The sequence below is a fragment of the Saccharopolyspora sp. NPDC049357 genome, assembly GCF_040677225.1.
Lineage (GTDB): Bacteria > Actinomycetota > Actinomycetes > Mycobacteriales > Pseudonocardiaceae > Saccharopolyspora.
The window spans coordinates 16878-36370 of sequence record NZ_JBFAQJ010000002.1 but is presented as its reverse complement, the minus strand read 5'-3'; the positions used below and the strand labels follow the sequence as shown (position 1 = coordinate 36370).

19 protein-coding genes and 1 other RNA gene are annotated in these 19493 nt (G+C 71.4%); 17 read left to right on the top strand and 3 right to left on the bottom strand.

All coding sequences use genetic code 11. From position 1 onward, the window contains the following. Nucleotides 1-128 precede the first annotated feature (128 nt). On the top strand, nt 129-1067 hold the full coding sequence (locus AB0J91_RS01790) for a cobalamin biosynthesis protein (protein WP_363863073.1): 939 nt from the start codon (nt 129-131) through the stop codon (nt 1065-1067). Nucleotides 1068-1142: 75 nt separating this feature from the next. Here the strand turns inward: AB0J91_RS01790 and AB0J91_RS01785 are convergent, their stop codons facing one another. The 3 genes from AB0J91_RS01785 to AB0J91_RS01775 are packed head-to-tail and all read right to left on the bottom strand — an operon-like array spanning nt 1143 to nt 3459. Further along, nucleotides 1143-2087, bottom strand: coding sequence for an SURF1 family protein (locus AB0J91_RS01785; RefSeq protein WP_363863070.1), 945 nt, complete (start codon nt 2085-2087; stop codon nt 1143-1145). A 47-nt stretch (nt 2088-2134) separates the two neighbouring features. Beyond that, nucleotides 2135-3004, bottom strand: a complete 870-nt coding sequence (locus AB0J91_RS01780) for a fructosamine kinase family protein (RefSeq protein ID WP_363863651.1) — start codon at nt 3002-3004, stop codon at nt 2135-2137. Beyond that, nucleotides 3004-3459, bottom strand: a complete 456-nt coding sequence (locus AB0J91_RS01775; protein ID WP_363863067.1) for a low molecular weight protein-tyrosine-phosphatase — start codon at nt 3457-3459, stop codon at nt 3004-3006. Before AB0J91_RS01775 ends, AB0J91_RS01780 begins: the two co-directional genes overlap by 1 nt. Nucleotides 3460-3529: 70 nt before the next feature. Here AB0J91_RS01775 and cobC point away from each other — a divergent pair, with 70 nt between their 5' ends. From cobC to AB0J91_RS01695, 16 genes are all read left to right on the top strand, one after another. After that, nucleotides 3530-4576, top strand: coding sequence for an Rv2231c family pyridoxal phosphate-dependent protein CobC (cobC, locus tag AB0J91_RS01770; RefSeq protein WP_363863064.1), 1047 nt, complete (start codon nt 3530-3532; stop codon nt 4574-4576). Beyond that, the gene (locus AB0J91_RS01765) at nt 4569-5432 is read left to right on the top strand and encodes a Nif3-like dinuclear metal center hexameric protein (protein ID WP_363863061.1); all 864 of its coding nucleotides are present in this window, start codon (nt 4569-4571) and stop codon (nt 5430-5432) included. Before cobC ends, AB0J91_RS01765 begins: the two co-directional genes overlap by 8 nt. Beyond that, nucleotides 5429-6154, top strand: coding sequence for a C4-type zinc ribbon domain-containing protein (locus AB0J91_RS01760; RefSeq protein WP_363789294.1), 726 nt, complete (start codon nt 5429-5431; stop codon nt 6152-6154). Before AB0J91_RS01765 ends, AB0J91_RS01760 begins: the two co-directional genes overlap by 4 nt. Then, nucleotides 6151-7260: a bifunctional RNase H/acid phosphatase gene (locus tag AB0J91_RS01755; RefSeq protein ID WP_363863058.1), complete on the top strand. Its 1110-nt coding sequence runs from the start codon at nt 6151-6153 to the stop codon at nt 7258-7260. Before AB0J91_RS01760 ends, AB0J91_RS01755 begins: the two co-directional genes overlap by 4 nt. Nucleotides 7261-7315: 55 nt before the next feature. After that, nucleotides 7316-7707, top strand: an RNA gene (gene rnpB / locus AB0J91_RS01750) — RNase P RNA component class A. Between the two features lie 802 nt (nt 7708-8509). Then, nucleotides 8510-8800, top strand: a complete 291-nt coding sequence (locus AB0J91_RS01745) for a hypothetical protein (protein ID WP_132626116.1) — start codon at nt 8510-8512, stop codon at nt 8798-8800. Between the two features lie 6 nt (nt 8801-8806). Continuing rightward, nucleotides 8807-9352, top strand: a complete 546-nt coding sequence (locus tag AB0J91_RS01740; protein ID WP_363789296.1) for a hypothetical protein — start codon at nt 8807-8809, stop codon at nt 9350-9352. 88 nt (nt 9353-9440) lie between these two features. Further along, nucleotides 9441-12218, top strand: coding sequence for an ATP-binding protein (locus AB0J91_RS01735; protein WP_363863648.1), 2778 nt, complete (start codon nt 9441-9443; stop codon nt 12216-12218). An 11-nt stretch (nt 12219-12229) separates the two neighbouring features. Continuing rightward, nucleotides 12230-14146 (top strand): hypothetical protein, encoded by a 1917-nt coding sequence (locus AB0J91_RS01730; protein ID WP_363863055.1) that lies wholly within the window; start codon nt 12230-12232, stop codon nt 14144-14146. A gap of 18 nt (nt 14147-14164) precedes the next feature. After that, nucleotides 14165-14749 (top strand): hypothetical protein, encoded by a 585-nt coding sequence (locus AB0J91_RS01725; protein ID WP_363789298.1) that lies wholly within the window; start codon nt 14165-14167, stop codon nt 14747-14749. Nucleotides 14750-14754: 5 nt separating this feature from the next. Then, complete coding sequence (locus AB0J91_RS01720; RefSeq protein ID WP_363789299.1) at nt 14755-15768, top strand: C40 family peptidase; 1014 nt, start codon at nt 14755-14757, stop codon at nt 15766-15768. 44 nt (nt 15769-15812) lie between these two features. After that, entirely contained in the window at nt 15813-16262 is a 450-nt protein-coding gene (locus tag AB0J91_RS01715) for a hypothetical protein (RefSeq protein WP_210971255.1), read from the top strand. Nucleotides 16263-16346: 84 nt separating this feature from the next. Then, nucleotides 16347-16532, top strand: coding sequence for a hypothetical protein (locus AB0J91_RS01710; RefSeq protein ID WP_363789300.1), 186 nt, complete (start codon nt 16347-16349; stop codon nt 16530-16532). A gap of 69 nt (nt 16533-16601) precedes the next feature. After that, nucleotides 16602-17990, top strand: a complete 1389-nt coding sequence (locus AB0J91_RS01705) for an RNB domain-containing ribonuclease (RefSeq protein WP_363863645.1) — start codon at nt 16602-16604, stop codon at nt 17988-17990. Between the two features lie 80 nt (nt 17991-18070). Further along, nucleotides 18071-18736, top strand: coding sequence for an NADPH-dependent F420 reductase (gene npdG / locus AB0J91_RS01700; RefSeq protein ID WP_363789335.1), 666 nt, complete (start codon nt 18071-18073; stop codon nt 18734-18736). A 314-nt stretch (nt 18737-19050) separates the two neighbouring features. Next, nucleotides 19051-19458, top strand: a complete 408-nt coding sequence (locus AB0J91_RS01695; RefSeq protein ID WP_363863052.1) for a DUF4326 domain-containing protein — start codon at nt 19051-19053, stop codon at nt 19456-19458. Nucleotides 19459-19493 lie beyond the last annotated feature (35 nt).

Genomic DNA, 19493 nt, shown 5'->3' with positions numbered 1-19493 from the left:
ATATCCCGTCGCCCGGACACAGCCGGTCACGCGGGATGCAGTGATCGGTCACAGCCGCTCGCGGGGTAGCGTGCGGTGCTGCTTTTCGAGGTGGTCGAGATCCTTTCCTTCGGGTGCTGGAGGTGCCGGTGAGCGCGGGACGAGCGGTCGGGCTGCTGCTCGGCGTGGCGGCGGACGCGGCGTTGGGCGACCCCCGGCGCGGACATCCGGTCGCGCTGTTCGGACGCGTGGCGCAGACCGTGGAGAAGGCGCTCTACCAGGACCGCCGCTCCGCGGGCGTCGTCCACACCGGTGTGCTCGTCGGCGGTACCGCCGTGCTCGGAGCCCTGGTGCAGCGCGCCGCCCGCCGCAGCCCCGTGCTGGAGGCGGCCGCGACCGGGGTGGTCACCTGGGCGGTGCTGGGCGGCACGTCGCTGGCCGATGAGGGGACCGCCATGGCGCGGCTGCTCGACGCCGGTGAGATCGACGCCGCGCGCGACCGGCTCGGCCACCTCTGCGGGCGCGACGCCGCCGTCCTCGACGGGCAGGGCCTGGCCCGCGCCACCGTCGAGTCCATCGCCGAGAACACCTCGGACGCCGTCGTGGCCCCGCTGGTGTGGGGTGCCGTCGCAGGGATTCCCGGGCTGATGGCCTACCGCGCGGCCAACACGCTCGACGCGATGGTCGGTCACAAATCGCCGCGCTACCGCGAGTTCGGGTGGGCGTCGGCTCGTCTGGACGACCTGCTGAACCTGGTGCCGTCCCGCTTCGCCGCCGCGCTCACCGCGGTGTGCGCACCCGTGGTCGGCGGATCCGGTGGCGGTGCCTGGCGCACCTGGCGCCGCGACGCGGCGGCCCACCCGAGCCCGAACGCCGGGCAGATCGAGGCGGCCTTCGCCGGTGCCCTGGAGATCCGCCTCGGTGGACGCACCATCTACGGCCACGTCACGGAGCAGCGCCCGATCATGGGCGAGGGTCGCACGGCGGACGCCGGCGACGTGACGCGCAGCGTCGAGCTCTCCCGCTTGATCGGCACGGTCACCGGAGCGGTCGCAGCCACCGCCGCCGTCCTCCGCCGCGAGCGCTGACCCCACCGCACCCGGGCGCGTCGCCGGGGCCGTGGTCGCCCGTTGTCAACGCGTCGACGTGGCCCGCGGCAGCGGTCAGTCGGTGGGCTTGTCGAGGGATTCGGCTTCGCGGCGCTCGTCCTCGGCGATGGCCTCCGCCACCGAGAGCTTGCGGCGGCGCTTCCGGGTCGAGGTGTGGGACCCCGCGTAGCGCGACCCGCCCTCGCGGGAGCGCGCGGTGGAACCGGGTTCGGCGCCGTCGTCCCCGTCGCCGGAGGCTCCCTCCTCGGCGTCCCGGCGCCACGCGGGGGCCGCCTCGGGCCGGAGCTCGGTGTAGATGAGGTAGCCGATCGCGATGATCGCCATGATGCCGAAGGCGATCCACTGCAGGGCGTAGGAGAAGTACGGCCCCGACTCCAGCCGGGGCAGCGGCAGCGCGCCGAGCACACCCGGCTGGCCCTCGGCGAGGGCGACGTAGCCCGGGCGCAGCGGGACGCCGGTGCCCTGGGAGATCGTCCCGGCGTTGACCGCGTAGGCCCAGCGGTGCCCGTCGTGGTCGAACAGCGGACGCTGCTTGCTGTCGGTCTCGTCGCCCCGGATCCGCGCCGTGATCGTCACCGGACCCGAAGGCGCGGCGGCGTAGTCGGGCGCCCGGGTGCCGTCGACCGGTCGCACGAAGCCCCGATCGACCAGCACCGTCGTCCCGTCGTCCAGCCGGAACGGGGTGAGCACCTCGAACGCGGGCTCGCCGAGCACCGTGCGCTGCCAGGCCAGCGTCTCGGCCGAGTGCAGGTACTGGCCGGTCAGCAGCACCTGCGACCACTCGGTGGTGACGTCGGGCGCGCGACCGGCGGGCAGCACCTCGTTCAGCGGCTTCGGCGAGGCGTGGAAGGACTCCGCGATGGCCTGGTTGCGGATCTCGGTTTCCTCGCTGCGCCCGAACTGCCACGGCGCGAGAGTCGTGAAGCACAACGCGGCGAACACCACCACCAGCGCGATCGCACCCAGCCACCCGGGCCGCAGCAAGAACTTGAGACGCACACCCACACGGTAGGCGGCGCTGCCAGGGGAGAGTCTGAGACCCCGTCTCAGTGTGACCGCGTCGCCAGCGCCCGCCGAGCGGACCGGGCGGCCTGACCGCCGTAGCCCGAGCCGAAGAGCACCGCGTGCACCAGCAGCGGGAACAGCTGGTGCAGCGCGATCCGGTCCCGCCACCCCTCGGCCAGCGGGCTGACCTCCTCGTAGGCGGCGACGACGCGCTCCAGGTGCGGGCACCCGAACAGGTGCAGCATCGCGAGGTCGGTCTCGCGGTGACCGCCGTGCGCCGCGGGATCGATCAGCCAGGCCCGCTCCGAGCCCCAGTGCACGTTCCCGCTCCACAGGTCCCCGTGCAGCCGCGACGGCGGCTCGGCGGGGCCGGCGAGCTCGGCGATGTCCTCGCAGACCTGGTCGAGCACCCTCGCCGACTCCGAGCTCAGCGCCCCCTCGTCGACCGCGCGGCGGACGTAGGGCTGGACGCGGTGCCGCGCGTAGAACGTCGGCCAGTCGTCCTCGGGCTCGTTGCGCATCGGCGCCAGCCCGATCCAGGCGTCGGCGGGGCCGCCGGGAGGCGGGCTCCCGAACGCCGGAGCCCCGGAGGAGTGCAACCGGGCCAGGCCCCGACCCAGCTCCTCGGCCGCCCGCGCCGTCGGTGACGAGGCGGGGACGTGCTCGGTGACCAGGCAGTTCGCGCCGTCGCCGAAGACCTCGGGCACCGCGACGACACCGGGCTCGGCGAGCCACCGCAGCGAGGCCGCCTCCGCCTCGGCCGCGCCGGGCATCGACGGGGAGGTGGACTTGGCGAACACCTCGGTGCCGTCGTCGAGGCGCACCGCGAACGCCGCCGCGGTGTCCCCGCCCGACAGCCGCCGGGTCTCGGCGACGCCGCGCCCGGTGATCCGGGAGACCTCCTCGGCGATCACATCCGCTCCCGCACCCACGCCATCAGCCCCGGCATCGCGGCCTCCACCATCGCCAGCACGTCGTCGAACCCGTTGGGCCCGCCGTAGTAAGGATCGGGCACCTCGGTCCCGTCCGCGTCCGGGTCGAAGGAGCGCAGCAGCCGCACCCGGTCCGGATCACCGGCCAGCCTGCGCACCGCGCGCAGGTGCCCCTCGTCCATCGCGACGAGCAGGTCGGCGCCCAGGTGCCGCTCGTCGATCTGCGCGGCGACGTGATCGGTGGGGTAGTCGTGGGCGGCCAGCACCTTCTCGGTGCGCGGATCGGCGGGCTCGCCGACGTGCCACGGACCGGTGCCCGCGCTGGAGACCTCGACCTGCGAGTCCAGTCCGGCCCGGAGCAGTTCCTCGGCGAAGATCAGCGCCGCCATCGGTGATCGGCAGATGTTGCCCGTACAGATAAAAGACACATGCACGCCCCGAGGGTACGGACGAGCGCGCCCCGTGCTCTGAAGCGTTCCGACGAGCACGTTTAAACTGCCCCCGATGAGCGGGGACGATCGAGAACTACTGCGCCACCACGGCGATGTGGACGCGGCGCGCGGACTCGCCGACTTCGCCGTCAACGTGCGGCTGGAGCGGCCACCGGAGTGGCTGCGCGCTCGCCTCGCCGAAGCCCTCGACGACCTCGGTTCCTACCCCTCGGCCGCAGCCGACGAAGCCGCTCGCCGAGCCGTCGCCACCAGGCACGACCGGCGCCCCGACGAGGTCGTGGTGCTGGCGGGAGCCGCCGAGGGGTTCGCGCTGCTGCCCGCGCTGCGCCCGAAGCTGGCCGCGCTGATCCACCCCTCGTTCACCGAACCCGAACTGGCCCTGCGCAACGCCGGGGTCGACATCGAGCGCGTCGTCCTCGACCCCGCCGACGGCTACCGGCTGCACGCCGACCAGGTCCCCGACGAGGCGGACATGGTCGTGCTCGGCAACCCCACCAATCCGACCTCGGTGCTGCACCCGGCCGACGAGATCCGGAAACTGCTGCGGCCCGGCCGGATCGTGGTCGTCGACGAGGCGTTCATCGACACCGTGCCCGGCGAACGCGAATCCCTCGCGCAACTCTCCGAACCGGGACTGCTGGTGCTGCGCAGCCTCACCAAGATGTGGGGGCTGCCCGGCCTGCGCGCCGGCTACGCGCTCGGCGCACCGGAACTGCTCGCCGAGCTCGGCCGGAACCGTCCCCACTGGCCGGTCAACTCGCTGGTGCTGACCGCGGTGCGCGCCTGCTGCGAACCGCACGCGATCGACGAATCGCAGCGCGCGGCGGCCGAGTTCACCGAGCACCGGGCGGGGCTGCTGGCCGAACTCGCCGATCTGCCCGGCATCGACGTGGTGCGCACGGCCGAGGCGCCGTTCCTGCTGCTGCGGGTGCCGGACGGGCAGCGGGTGCGGGAGGCGCTGCGGGACCGCGGCGTCGCGGTGCGCAGGGGAGACACATTCCCCGGCCTCGACACCGATCACCTCCGGGTCGCGGTGCGCGAGCCGGAGCAGAACTCGTTGTTGGTCAAGGCTTTTCGAGATGCAGTGGGACGTGAGTGAAACGGTGCGTATTCGGGACGTGATCGGCGCGCTGGAGAAGGCGTACCCCACCGGGCTGGCCGAGGACTGGGACGCCGTCGGCCTGGTCTGCGGGGATCCCGACTCGGTGGTGCAGCGCGTGCTGTTCTGCGTCGACCCGATCGAGGCCACGGTGGACGAGGCCATCGACTTCGGCGCGCAGCTGCTGGTCTCGCACCACCCGCTGCTGCTGCGCGGGGTGCACGGAGTCCCGGCCGACGACCACAAGGGACGCGTGGTGCACCGGCTGATCCGCTCCGGCATCGGCCTCTACTGCGCCCACACCAACGCCGACAAGGCCAACCCCGGCGTGTCCGACTCGCTGGCCGGTGCGCTCGGCCTGACCGCGACGCGGCCGCTGGTGCCCACCGCGCCCGGAGCCGACACCGGCCTGGGCCGCATCGGCGAACTCGCCCGGCCCGAACCGTTCCGCGCCTTCGTCCGCCGCGTCGCCGACGGCCTGCCCACCACCGCGTGGGGCGTGCGCGGCGCCGGTGATCCGGACCGCGAGATCCGCCGCGTCGCCGTCTGCGGCGGAGCCGGCGACTCGTTCCTGGCCACCGCCGCCGAAGCCGGTGTCGACGCCTACGTCACCGCCGACCTGCGCCACCACCCCGCGGGCGAGCACCTCGCCCGAGCCGACGTGCCCGGCACCTCCGTGCCGGCCCTGGTCGACGTGGCGCACTGGGCCAGCGAATGGCCATGGTGCCAGCAGGCCGCGGACCTCGTGTCCGCCGCGCTGCCGGATACAGTCGAAGTCCTCGTATCCACCCGACGCACCGACCCGTGGACCGTGCACGCCGGTGCGACACCAGACCCAGGGAGGGCGCTCGCGTGAAAGCCGACCCCGCCGTACAACGACGGCTGCTCGATCTCGCGGAAGCCGACGCGGAGATCAACCGCGTCGCGCACCGCAGGCGCACGTTGCCGGAACTCGAGCAGATCGGTGACGCCGAGCGGGAGGTCCAGACCAAGCGCGACGAGCTGGTGGTCGCCCAGACCGCGTTCAACGACCTCGACCGCGAGGTCAAGCGGCTGGAGACCGAGGTCGACAACGTCCGCAAGCGCGAGACCCGCGACCGCGACCTGATGGCCGCAGGCGGACCCGCCAAGCAGCAGGAGGAGCTGGAGCACGAGCTGCAGACCCTCGCCCGCAGGCAGGCCGTGCTCGAGGACGAGCAGCTGGAGGTCATGGAGCAGCGCGAAGCGCTGGAGACCAACGTGACCAAGTCCCGCGAGGCCGTCAGCGACGCTGAGCAGCGGCTCGGCGACATCCAATCCCGCCGTGACGAGGCGCTCAGCGAGCTCGAGGTCGCCGAGACCCGCAGGCAGAACGAGCGCGACCTCATCACCAAATCCCTCCCGGACGACCTCGTGGCCCTCTACGAGCGGGTCCGCGCCCAGCGCGGGATCGGCGTCGGACTGCTGCAGGGCGCCCGCTGCGGGGCCTGCCGCATCGAACTCGACCGGCACGCCCTCAACGAGGTCCGCGAAGCCGCCGCCGACGACGTGGTCCGGTGCGAGGAATGCGGCGCGATCATGGTCCGGGAGAACAAGTGAGAGTCGTCGTCGAGGCCGACGGCGGATCGCGCGGCAACCCCGGCCCCGCCGGCTGCGGCGCGGTCGTGCTCGACGCCGACACCCGCGCCGTCCTCGCCGAACGCGCCATCGGACTCGGCGAGACCACCAACAACGTCGCCGAGTACCAGGGGCTCATCGCCGGACTCCGCGCCGCCCGCGAGCTCGGTGCCTCGCAGGTGTCGGTCCGGATGGACTCCAAGCTGGTCATCGAGCAGATGGCCGGGCGCTGGAAGGTCAAGCACGCCAACCTCCAACCGCTCAACGCCGTCGCGCGAGAGCTCGCCGCCGACTTCGAGCGGGTCGACTACGAGTGGATCCCGCGTGCCGAGAACTCCGCCGCCGACAAGCTCGCCAACGACGCGATGGACGGCAAGACCGTCGAATCCGGGCAGGTCACCGAGACCGAGAGCTCCTCGGCGCGCACCCGCCCGTCCGGCTGGCAGAACCTGCGGGGCGCGCCCACCAAGATGCTGCTGCTGCGGCACGGCCAGACCGCCATGTCGGTCGACAAGCGCTACTCCGGTCGCGGCGACGTCGAGCTGACCGAGCTGGGGGAGCGGCAGGTCCGGGCCGCCGCCAAGCGCCTGGCCGCCATGGACGGCGTCGTCACCCCCGACGGCACCGCCCCCATCATCGCCTCACCGCTGACCCGGACTCGGCAGAGCGCGCAGGCCGTCGCCGACGCCACCGGCGGCGAGCTGGAGTTCCACGACGGCCTGATCGAGACCGACTTCGGCGAGTGGGAGGGCCTCACCTTCCTCGAAGCCGCCGACGCGTACGCCGACCTGCACCGGAAGTGGATCGGCGATCCCGCCGTCGTGCCGCCCGGCGGCGAGAGCCTCGCGGCCGTCCACCAGCGGGTCACCGACGCCCGCGACGACCTCGTCGAGCGCTACGCCGGCAAGACGATCATCGTCGTCAGCCACGTCACCCCGATCAAGTCCCTGCTGCGCATGGGCCTGGACGTGGGACCCCAGGTCTTCTACCGCCTGCACCTGGACCTGGCGTCCCTGTCCATCGTGGAGTTCTACCCCGACGGCAACGCCTCGGTCCGGCTGGTCAACGACATCTCCCACTGGGCCTGAACCTCGGGCTGGCCGGAACGGGGAGCGGGCACGGCGGTAAAATCGCCGGTGCGGAAGAGTCGGTCGGGTGACCGCGGCGGGCCACGACCCGTCGAGGAAAGTCCGGACTCCACAGAGCAGGGTGGTTGCCAACGGCAACCCGGGGAAACCCGCGGGACAGTGCCACAGAAAGCAGACCGCCCGGCGCTCGCGCCGGGTAAGGGTGAAACGGTGGTGTAAGAGACCACCAGCACCTCGGGTGACCGAGGTGGCTAGGTAAACCCCACCTGGAGCAAGGCCAAGATGGGCGTTCCGACGCCTGCGCGGACGTTCGAGGGTTGCTCGCCCGAGGTTCGCGGGTAGGCCGCACGAGCTCGTCGGCGACGGCGGGCCTAGATGGATGGTCACCGAACGGGCTGGTCGTAAGACCACCGGGAACAGAATCCGGCTTACAGACCGTCTCTTCCGCATTCTCTTCGTTTTTTCGCGTCTTCGGGGGCGTCTCTTTCCGGTCCTGGGCGTGCTGGTTCTCGGGTGAGGTCTGTTTCACTGATCAACTGCTCAGTGGTCTTGCTGCGTGGCGGTGCGGGTAGCGGAACCTCAGACGCCGTCTGGCTCCGGGATCCGAGACTGATGTATGCCAATACACGGCGCTACGGCTGTCCTCCCCAGACGACGTCTGAGAACCCGCGGCGGTGCGGGTTGCTCAGGTGGGGTACTGAGGAAGCGCCTTCGGTGCTTGCCTGACGGTGGTTGGCTGTCGGCTTGCTTGTTGGTCTGTTTGTTGCAGTGGTTTTCGTGCTTTTGGTCTAGGTGTCGAAACCCATGCCCTGGGGGGAACTCTTCGTGCGGGAGCCGTTACCCTGATTCATGCGCGTCAAGATCACCTCGTTCTTTCGAGTGCGGCGATCACGTCGAGTGATCCAGTCGGGTGCTTCCTGGCGCGATGTGCGGAAATCCACTGGACCACCGGAATGTTCACGGTGCGTTACGAAGGGGCTCGCAAGCGGGTGAACAGCCACGAGGATCAGGCTCGAAACCGGCCGAACGGGCGCCTATTCCGCGATGACCAGCCAGTGGTGGCTTGCTCGAACGGCCTATTCACCGCGTGATGTCCGATTCGCCGTCGCGCTGTAACCCGCCACACCCGAGCTCGCAACCACTACTTCTGGTGACCATGTCATGTTCTACTCGTATCTGCGCGTTGCGGATCACCGCGACGCGTTGAGGTACCGGCCCGCAGACACTCCGCGTACTCAGGGGTAAAGAGATGACCGCCATGCCGCTGGAAACACTGGCGCACCTGGACGTACTCGCTCAGCAGACACAGCTGGGCACCGACGGCATCCGCGGTTGGATCCTGAACAACGTGCTACCGCTGCTGCTGCTGACCGTGGCGATCCTGCTGCTGTGGCTCGGTGGTGGCAAGGGCGACAACGCCGGCGTGATGCGCCGTGTCGGTGGTGTGCTCGTCGCCCTGGCCATCGTCGGCATCGCGGTCACCAACGCGGGAATCGACATCGGCACCTTCATCGCACAGCTCTTCAGCACCAACGGGTGATGTCCAGTGCGGATACGCACCGATGACGAGGTTTACCGGGTAGACGCCATCTGGCTCGGCCCGCCGAAGGCGACCTTCCCCTGGCGTGCGCGCTACGTGGCGTGGGGCGTCGGCACCGTGGTGTTCCTGCTGGTGCTGGCCATCGAACGCCGGATGAACATCGGTTTCGGGTTCTTCTCCACGGCTTGGGCCCTGGTCATCACGGTGGCGTTGACCAGGCTCATCTGCGCCAAGATCGGTCACGAGCGCCCGCTCGGCGCGGTGCTGGTCATGTGGATGCGAGAGCTGACAGCACCCCGCGAGAAGTCGCAGGCCAATGGCGGGGCGGCCAGCGCTGCCCGGGTCCGGGTCCGGCGGCGTCGTCCCGTGCCCAAGGACAAGCGCTCCCGCCGCGGACAGCAGCGGCAGGGGCAGGCCCCGCGACAGTCGCAGGCCAGAAGGCAACGAGCCCGGCAGGCGCAGTCGCGCTCCACCCGGACCGGGCAGCAGGTCGGAAGCAGGCGCACGCGTAGCAAGGAGGTTCGCGGTGTTCGGTCGCCGTCGAGGCGGTGAGCAGCAGCCGCAGCAGGTACCCCGCGGTTCCAGCGGCAAGGTCCGCGGTGCCAAGGGCAACGGCAAGCCGCGCAAGCGCGCGCGAGGTCTGGGTGACGAGCAGTCCATCCCGACCTACACCCCGTCGATCGCCGCGCGCACCATCGACGGGCACCTGCTGCGAACGGGCCAGGACGTCTTCGCCTGGTACCGGCTCTCCCCGCAGCGCTGGTCCTTCCGCTCGGACTCGCAGCGCCAGGACCTCGTCGCGGCCATCGCGGGCCAGTACGCGGAACTGCAAGGACGCTGGCTGCACCTGCGGGTGACCAATCGCCCGTACCCGATCCGGATGTGGGCCGAGGCGCACGTGCACAACGCGCGCAACCCGCTTCCCGACGCCGACGGCGCGCTGTCCTTCGACGACTACATGGTCGGCGAGCAGCAGCAGCTGATGGGCCGATCCATGGCGGAGAAGGAGGTCTACCTGGGAGTCCAGGTGCAGACCCGCAACGTCGTGGACCGCGCGGTGGAACGCGCCGCCCCGCTGCTGCACAAGGTCTTCCCGGAAGCCGTCGACGCCGAGCTCGTCGCGCTCGACAGCGAGATCGAGCACCTGGACCAGGTGATCGGCTCCGCCGGGCTGGACGGCCGCCCGGTGACCGCCGAGGAGATCTCCTGGCTGATGCACCGGTCGTGCTCGCTGGGCCTCCCGGCTCCGCGCAACCTGCCCGCGGTGCCCGGAGCGCCGTGGGAACCGGAGGACCTCGCGTCGTTCACCGACGCCTCCGACATGCACCAGGACCCGTACGCGCCGACGGTGACCGTGCGCGGCCGGACCGGCTCCAACGCCGGCGTCACCCGGCACGTCGCGGTGCTCACCGTCGGTCAGACGCACGGCCTGCAGATCCCGGAGATCGACGACCCGTGGATGCAGCACTCCGACCGGCTGCCCGCTCCGGTGGAGTGGTCGGCGCGGATCTACGTGCGGCGTCCCGAGGACGTCGGCGGCGAGCTCCAGCGGCAGATGAACAAGGTCCGCTCCCAGGTCCGGCACTACACCGAGGAGCACGGCCTGGAGCCGCCGACCTCGCTGGCCCGGCAGGCGGGCCGGGTGCTGGAGATCGACGACGAGATGACCTCCGGCTTCACCGCCCTGGCCACCCGGGTCAAGTCCTGGTGGCGGATGTCGGTGTCCGGCCCCACCGAGCGCGACGCGCTGCGGCTGGCCCAGCAGATCCTCGACCTGTACAAGCCGAAGGTCGCCATCGAGCACCCCGAGGCGCAGTACGCGATGGCGCGCGAGTTCATCCCGGGCGAGCCGCTGGCCAACACCGCCTACCTGCGCCGCGGCTCGGTGGTGTGGGCGGCTTCCGCGGTGCCGCAGGCGACCGCCGAGGTCGGTGACCGGCGCGGCATCCTGCTCGGCGAGACCTGCACCGCCACCCGGCGTCCCGTCGCCTGGGACCCGTGGATGGCGCAGGAGGTCCGCGACGCCTCCGGTCTGACGGCGATGGTCGCCGGGCTCGGTGGCGGCAAGTCCTTCCTCGGCGGCGGCATCGTCTACAAGACGCTGCGGGCCGGCGCGCACTGGACGCTGCTGGACCCGTCGGGGCCGCTCTCGGAGCTGTGCAACCTGCCGGAGCTCAAGCCCTACGCGCGCAACATCAACCTGCTCAACGCCCAGCCCGGAATCCTCAACCCGTACCGGGTGGTCGCCGAACCGGAGCTGGAGCACTTCGTCGACGAGGAGGACCCGGAGCGCGGCTGGCGGCGGGAACGCGCGCTGGCCGCCGCGACCCGGCGCCGCCTGGTGCTCGACGTGCTCACCGGCCTGCTGCCCTACGAGGTCGCGAAGCTGCCGCAGACCCGGATCGTGCTGCTGCGCGCGGTCCGCGCCGTCGGCGGACGGGTCGACGCGCACCCGGGCATGGTCTTCGAAGCGCTGCGCCGCGACGCCAGCGAGCACCACGAGCACGCGGTGGTCGTCGCCGACTTCCTCGACGAGATCCGGGAGCGGATGGCGCTGCTCATCCCGGAGAGCAACGCCGACCCGTACTCCGAGACCCGCGACGACCGGCTGACGGTGCTGACCATGGCAGGCCTGACGCTGCCCAAGGACGGCGTCGGCCGCGAGCACTGGACCGACGCCGAGGCGCTGGGCGTGGAGATGCTCAACCTGGCGGCCTGGCTGACCCAGCGGTCGATCTACGAGCGGCCCAAGGGCGAGCGCAAGGGCGTCTGGATCGACGAGGCGTTCTTCCTCTCCGAGGTGCCGACCGGTCGAGTCCTGATGAACCGCTTCGCCCGAGACTCGCGGAAGTGGAACGTGCGCGTGCTGCTGTCCAGCCAGATCCCGGCGGACTTCCTGCGCATCCAGGGCTTCGTGTCGCTGCTGGACTCGGTGTTCATCGGTCGGCTCGACGACGAGCAGGCCCAGGCCGACGCGCTGCGGCTGCTCAAGGTGCCGGTCGACGCCGGTTACGAGCAGGTCGTCTCGGCGCTGGGACGGCGTCCCGGCCCGGCGCGCAACGCCACCCAGCGGGACCGCGCGCCGCGCCAGTTCATCTTCGGCGACGGCGCGGGCGGCGTGGAGAAGATCCGCATCGACTTCTCCGGCCCGCACCTGGAGCACCTGCGCGACTCGCTGGACACCACACCGGCCTCCGAACCCGACGCCGAACCGCGGGCCCTGAGCTCCGCGCCGGACGGCGACGGCGTGAACTCCGACTCCAGCACGTCCGCGCTGAACCCGGCGGAGGACGACTACGGGGACGATTTCGAATCGTTCGACGAGTTTGAACTCGAAAGCGTCGGCATCGGTTTCGATGACGGCACCGAGAGCTCGACCCGCCGGCCGGGCGAGCGGGGTGGGGACGACGCGAGGTGAGCGGCGCGGTCGTGAGCATCGTGGTGATCGCCGCTGCGCTCGCAGCGGTGGTCGCCGTGCTGGTGGTCAATCGCCGGACGCGTTCGGCGGAAGTGCTGACGTCCCGTCGCCGTAGGGCCTACCTGCTGATCGCGGGCCTGCTGGCGATCCAGTCGCTGATGGCGGCCCCGGCCTGGGGCCAGAGCCTGGACTGCAAGGAGGCTCCGAACCCGGAGCGTCCCGGCTCCGGCATGGTGGGCGCGCTGGACCCGGCCCCGATGGGCGCGGGCAACCCGGGCAGCGCCTACGACGAGGTCGGCTACGCCGGTCTGATCTGGCACACCTACGACCTCGGCTGCGGCCCCCAGGGCGTGACCAACCCGAACGCGCTGGTCGACACCTGGGTCGGCAACGAGCTGTTCAACCTCGCCAAGAACCTGGTGGGCGCCACCAACGGGCTGCACTACGCGCTGCTCAACGGCGACCTGATGGACCCGCTGGACGAGGTGATCGCCACCGGCACGGTCGCCCTCTACGACAGCGTGTTCGCGCCCTGGTTCGGCCTCGTCGCGCTGGTGCTGGCGGTCGTGCTGTTCCGCTACATCTGGCAGGGCGACCTGGCCAGCATCGGCAAGCGCGGCATGTGGGCGCTGGCGGCGTTGTGGTTCGCCTCGGCGACCTACCTGACGCCGCTGGTCTACACCCACGCGCTCGACGAGATCGTGATCACCGGGACCTCCGCGGTGCAGGCCGGTTTCCTGCACGAGGTCGGCGTCGACGAGGCCAACGCGCTGCCGACGCTGCTGCACGACCAGGTCATCTACCGGAACTGGCTGCGCGGCGAGTTCGGTTCGCCCGACTCCCCGCAGGCCCAGCAGCTGGGCCGGGAACTGCTGCGCGCCCAGGCGTGGACCAAGCAGGAGGTCAACGCCGGGGCGGACGGCGGTTCGCCGGAGCCCAAGAAGCAGGCGTTCGAGGACGTCGCGGGCAAGATGGGCAGCGCCTACGGCTACTTCCAGGGCATCGACGGCAGCCGCGTCGGCGCGGGCGTGCTGGGCAGCGTGCAGTCGCTGGCCTACGCCTCGTTCCAGCTGCTGGCCAAGGCCACCATCCTGCTCGCGCAGGTGCTGCTGCGGGTGCTCATCCTGGCCGGTCCGCTGATCGGCCTGATCGCGCTGGTCTACCACCAGATCCTGCGGATGATCGGTCGCGTCGCGGGTGCGGCGGTGCTCAACGTCGTGATGGTCTCGGCGCTGGCCGGTCTGCACACCCTGATCCTGACCTGGATCTTCGACCCGACCCGCGGGTTCTCGGCGCTCACCCAGATCCTGCTGGCCGCGCTGATCACCATCGTGTTCCTGATGATCGCCAGACCGATCCGGCGGATCGCGCAGATGGTCGAGCTGTCGGTGGGCACGGTCGGACGCGCGGCGCCGCGTGCGCAGGGCGGGATCTTCGCCCGCTTCGGCAGGCGGGGCGAGACCCCCTCCGGCGGGGAGTTCTGGGAGCAGGTCCGCGACAGCGACACCGACGACGAGTACGGCGACCGGCCGCGCCGGAGGCGCCCGGAGGCGTTGCTTCCGGCCGTCGCCCAGCGGCTGGACCGCGACGACGACTCCGCGCCGCAGGGCTCCATCGGCTCGGGCGGTGCGGCGGCCGGAGCGCTGCCCGCCGGTGGCGGTTCGCCGCGTCGGCCGGGCGGCGCGCAGGGCGTCCCGGAGATGCGCGCGGCCAGCCGAGTGGTCGATACCAACCCGGTGGCGGATGCCAAGTGGGACGGGAACGACGAAGATCCGGTGTTGATCCCGTCGCGGGCGACGGTGGAGCGGGTGTCGGACCAACCGGCCGGCGCCGACTCGCCGCGCCTGGCCGACCGCGAGGTCGTGCAGGGGCGTCCGGTGCACGTGATCTACCGGCCGTCCCGGGGACTGGAAGTGGCCGATGGCTGACCACAAGAGGGGGAGCTGATGCCGATCCGGACGCACCGCGGGCGAGCCGCGGTGTACCGCAGGTTCTGGGGTTGGCCGCTGCGCTCGCCCAAGCACCTGGCGGCCGCTCTGGTCGTGGTGGGCGCGGCGGCCACCGTCGTCGGACTCCTGCTGCCCGAACCACCGCCGAGCCGCAACGAGGCCGCGGGTGGGCGGACGACCGAGTACACGCTCCCGCCGCAGCGCTCCGCCGTGGTGCCCACGACCAAGCGACCGCCGACGATCTCCGTGCCGCAGGCCGGTCCCACTCCGACCGCGCCGGACCCGGCGGGCGTCGCGATCGTGGAGAAGTGGGGCGAGGCGTGGGTGAACCACCCGGTCGGCGCCGACCGCCAGCAGTGGCTGAACGGCCTGCGCCCGCTGACCACTGACGAGTTCCTCACCGAGCTGTCGACCGTCGATCCGGTGAACGCGGGCAACGTGATCACCGGAGCGCCGTCCGCGGTGAGCTCGACCGAGGGCTCGATGGTCGTCCGGCTGCCCAGCGACATCGGGGTGCTCAACGTGACCGTGAACAGGACCCCGGCCGGTTGGCGGGTGGCTCAGTACGACAAGGAAGGTTGACGCGCATGCGCAAGCTCGTGGTCGCTTTCATCGTGCTCGCGGGTTTCGCCGGAATGATCGGTCTCGGTGCGCTGACCATGCTGATCAGCAGCAGCGGCGGCAACCAGGGCTGGTCCAACTGCAGCGCCAACCTCGGACCGTGGGGCAACGGCGCCGGGAGGGGTGAGCAGGACGCCGGCTCGCTCAAGCCGGAGTCCGTCGCGCTGGCCAAGCGCATCATCGAGGTCGGCAAGCAGCGCGGCCTGCCGCCGCGCGCGTGGCAGATCGCCATCCAGGCGGGCAAGACCGAGTCGAACCTGGCCAACCTGACCCACGGCGACCGCGACTCGCTGGGCATCTTCCAGATGCGGCCCTCGATGGGCTGGGGAACGATCGCGCAGGTCACCGACGTCGACTACCAGGTCAACAAGTTCTACGACGTGCTGCTGGCCGTTCCCGGCTGGGAGGAGCTGCGGCCCGGCACCGCGGCGCAGCGCGTCGAGCGCTCCGCGTTCCCGCTGCGCTACCACCGCTGGGAGCCGATGGCGGCGCACCTGGTCAGCGTCGAGGGCAACGTTCCCGGCATCTCCGGCTGCGAGGACCTGCCCGGTTCCAGCGTGCTGGCCGGCCAGGCCCTGTCGTACGCGAAGGCCCAGCTCGGCAAGCCCTACGTGTGGGGTGCGGCGGGCCCGGCGTCGTTCGACTGCTCGGGTCTGACGCAGCAGGCGTGGAAGGCGGCGGGCATCGAGATCCCGAAGTACTCGCAGACCCAGTACTTCCAGGGCGGCGTGCACGTGCCGCTGGCGCAGGCCCAACCGGGTGATCTCGTCTTCTGGGGCTACGGCCGCGATCCGAACGGAATTCACCACGTCGGGCTCTACCTGGGCGACGATCAGCTGCTGCACGCACCGCAACCGGGTGAATCAGTGGAGGTCACGAAGTTGTGGGACGGCGGGCAGCTGCTGCCGACGGTCGTCCGGCCCGCAGCGGACACGCCCGCGCCGCCCGGCGCGGTACCCGCCGCCGGAGGCGCGCGTTAGGTAAGAATGGCGTCGGCCTGCTGAAACTCCGGAAAGGGTTGCTCATGTTCACTCCGGACCCGATCCCGCGGCCGACCGGTCCGCCCGCGTCGAGCACGCCGCTCGGTGACTACCTGAACCAGTCTCCGCCCGGAAGTTCGTCGGGTTACGCGGTGTTACCGCGTTCGCTCGCCGAGGCGATGCCGCTTCCGTGGCAGCACCAGATGCGCAACCTGCTCGCGGAGTTCCACCAGGCGTTCGGGCACGTGCAGTGGCCCGTCTACCGCGTGGTGCCGTCCCGCTACGAGCGGCTGGCCAACCTCGACGACGACCAGCTGGCCGAGGTCGGCTGCACCGTTGAGGTCGGCGACGACGGCGAGCTGGAGTACCGGATGCGCGACGGACGCCGGATCGAGAACCCGGAGGACCACCAGGTGCTGGTGTCCTGCCTCGACCCGATCCCGCCGCGCGGCGTCCAGCCCCCGGCGGCCCCGCCGCCACCTCCGGCCTGGTGACGAGTCGTGACGGCCGTTCGGACATCCCGGTCGAACCGGCGCGCGACGCGTGACAGGCGGGCGATGTCGTGCGAGGCTCGGGGCATGGCCCGCGGAGGTTGGTACTTCTGTTTGAAGCATCGGCAGGTCGAGCCCAAATCGGGCTGCCGTGCCGCCGATCGCTTGGGCCCGTACTCGGACCAGCAGACCGCTGCTCGCGCGCTCGAGATAGCCGAGGAGCGCAACGAGGCGGCCGATGAGGCCGACCGCCGCTGGAAAGAAGAGGACTGAGTTCTCGTGGCGGCGGCGGAGAGGTCCCCGGACGGCGTCCACGCTGTTCCTCCCGTTGCCGCGCACCCGTTGGGTCTGGACTTCGCCGCCGTGCGGCGTGAGCTGAACCTGCCCCGCGACTACCCGATCAGCGGTCTCGCCGAGGTCGAGCAGACCGTCGCCCAGCCGCTGCAGACCGGTTTCCGCCACGACGCCACCGACCTGCCGCTGGTGACCGTGGACCCGCCGGGCGCCAAGGACCTCGACCAGGCGGTGCTGCTGCGACGCCGCGGCAGCGGATACCGGGTCCACTACGCCATCGCCGACGTCGCCGCGTTCATCCCGCCCGGCGGTGCGCTGGACCTGGAGGCGCGGCGCCGGGGGCAGACGCTCTACCTGCCGGACGGCAACATTCCGCTGCACCCGACCCGGCTGTGCGAGGACGCCGCGAGCCTGCTGCCCGACCAGGTGCGCGTGGCGGTGCTGTGGACCATCGACCTCGATCCCGACGGCTCCCCGCAGCGGGTGGACGTGCGCCGCGCGCTGGTCCGCTCGGTCGCCCGCTTGGACTACGACGGCGTGCAGCGCTCGCTCGCGCACGGCTGCGCGCACCCGTCGATCGAACTGCTGCCGGAGATCGGCAGGTTGCGCCGCGAGCAGGCGTTGCGGCGCGGCGCGATCGAGCTGGGGCTGCCCGAGCAGCAGGTGGAATCCGACGGTGAGGGCGGCTGGCGGCTGGCGCTGCGGCCGAGGCTGGTCGTGGAGGAGTGGAACGCCGAGATCTCGCTGCTCACCGGCATGTGCGCGGCGGAGATCATGCTGGAGGCCGGTGTCGGTGTGCTGCGCACGGTGCCCGAACCCGATTCCGCCACCGTCGACGTGCTGCGGCGCTCGGCGAACCAGCTCGGGGTGCACTGGCCGGTCGGCCTGTCGGCGGCCGAAGCGCTCGCCGAGCTCGACCCGGCGCGCCCGGAGGCGCTGGCGGTGCACGTGGCCGCCACCCGGTTGCTGCGCGGCGCCGGCTACACGGCGTTCGACTCCGGCGCGCCCGCCAAGTCCGGGCACGCGGGCATCGGCGCCTCGTACGCGCACGTGACCGCACCGATCCGCCGCCTGGTGGACCGGTACTGCGCGGAGATCTGCCTGGCTGTGACGGCCGGGCGCGAGATCCCGGAGTGGGTCACCGAGGCGCTGGGCGAACTCCCCTCGGCGATGGGCGGCTCGGACCGGGTCGCCGCCCAGGTCGAGCGGGCCTGCATCGCCCAGACGCAGGCCTGGTCGCTGGTCTCGCGCGTCGGTGAGGAGTTCCCGGCGACGGTGCTGCGGGTGCCCAACGGCGTCGCGGGTGAGGTCTTCGTCGCCGATCCGCCGATCATCGCCCGCTGCACCGGCAGCGAACTGGGCGAGGGCCAGCAGGTTCGCGTGCGGCTGGTGACCGCCGATCCGGAGCGTCGCGACGTCGAGTTCGAAGTGGCCTGACGCACACCTCGTGGCATTCTCGTGGCCAGTGGGTCGATTGTGGATCGTGAATGTCGATGGCGACGAGAGGGGCCGTGAAGGTGACTGGCGTGCGGGAGATGACCGTCGGAGTGTTGGGCGGTACCGGAGCTCAGGGTCGGGGACTGGCGATCCGCTGGGCCAAGGCCGGGCTGAAGGTCGTGATCGGGTCCCGCAACGCGGAGCGCGCTCAGCAGGCGGCCGATGAGATCAAGGAGATCGCGGGCGGCGACGTCACCGGCGCCGACAACGCGGGCTGCGCGGCTGCCTCGGACCTGGTGCTGGCGGCACTGCCGTGGGAGGGCCACGCCGACACGCTCAAGTCCCTGCAGACCGAGCTGGCGGGCAAGATCGTCATCGACTGCGTGAACCCGCTCGGCTTCGACAAGAAGGGCCCCTACGCGCTGCCGGTCGACGAGGGGAGCGCCGCCCAGCAAGCGGAGCGGATCCTGCCCGACTCGCGCGTCACCGCGGCGTTCCACCACGTCTCCGCGGTCACCCTCGCCGACCTCGCCGTCGACCACGTCGACCTCGACGTCCTGGTCCTGGGCGACGACCGCGAGGCCACGGACACCGTCCGCGAACTCGCCGACGTCATCCCCGGCGTCCGGGGCATCTACGGAGGCCGCCTCCGCAACGCCCACCAGGTCGAGGCCTTCACGGCCAACCTCATCGCCATCAACCGCCGCTACAAGGCCCACGCAGGCCTCCGAATCACCGACGTCTGACCCACCGCCATCCCGCCCACCCCGAGCCAAGTCCCGATTTCAGTGGAACTCGGGAACCGGATTTCAGTGGAACTCGGGAACCGGATTTCAGTGGAACTCGGGACTCGGGGATGCCCGGCTTTCGGGATCTCAGTGGATTTCAGTGGAAGTCGGGTTCCGGGTTTCAGTGGAAGTCGGGGTCCGGGTTTCAGTGGAAGTCGGGTTCCGGGTTTCAGTGGAAGTCGGGGTCCCGATTTCGGTGGAAAGTGGGGTTCCGGGTTTCAGTGGAAGTTGGGAGCCCGATTTCTGAGTGGGCGTGGCGGGACCATGGCACGGTGTGGGCGGAGGTGGTGTCCGTGCTGCCGGAGGAAGCGAGCAGTTGGAGCGATGACGAGCGCGAGCGGGCGGACGCCCTGCTCGACGGGCACGCGGTGGTGGTCAACGTCCGCAAGGACGGACCGCACAAGCACCTGGTCCCGTGGCTCCTCGAACAGGACCTGGTGACCTACGTGGGACATTCCGGCCCGAGGCACTCGTGGCCGCAGTCGGACTTCGCCAGCCCGTTCGTCTCCGAGGCCAAGGCCGACCGCGAAGCCATGGTCCGGCACTACGAGCAATGGCTCGACGGCCGCCCGGACCTCCTCGAACGCCTCCGAGAAGGAGAGCTCTCGGGCAGGGCGCTGGGCTGCTGGTGCGCCCCCAAGCCCTGCCACGCGGACGTCCTCGCCCACCGGGCGCGCTGACGGCCGGGAGCCGGGGCGTGCCGAGCACGCCCCGG

What these genes read in the sequence shown, in the direction of transcription:
- AB0J91_RS01710 (WP_363789300.1), top strand. Translation starts at nt 16,347, where the DNA reads ATGGCCCGCGGAGGTTGGTACTTCTGTTTGAAGCATCGGCAGGTCGAG.
- AB0J91_RS01745 (WP_132626116.1), top strand. Translation starts at nt 8,510, where the DNA reads ATGACCGCCATGCCGCTGGAAACACTGGCGCACCTGGACGTACTCGCT.
- cobC (WP_363863064.1), top strand. Translation starts at nt 3,530, where the DNA reads ATGAGCGGGGACGATCGAGAACTACTGCGCCACCACGGCGATGTGGAC.
- AB0J91_RS01720 (WP_363789299.1), top strand. Translation starts at nt 14,755, where the DNA reads ATGCGCAAGCTCGTGGTCGCTTTCATCGTGCTCGCGGGTTTCGCCGGA.
- AB0J91_RS01715 (WP_210971255.1), top strand. Translation starts at nt 15,813, where the DNA reads ATGTTCACTCCGGACCCGATCCCGCGGCCGACCGGTCCGCCCGCGTCG.
- AB0J91_RS01725 (WP_363789298.1), top strand. Translation starts at nt 14,165, where the DNA reads ATGCCGATCCGGACGCACCGCGGGCGAGCCGCGGTGTACCGCAGGTTC.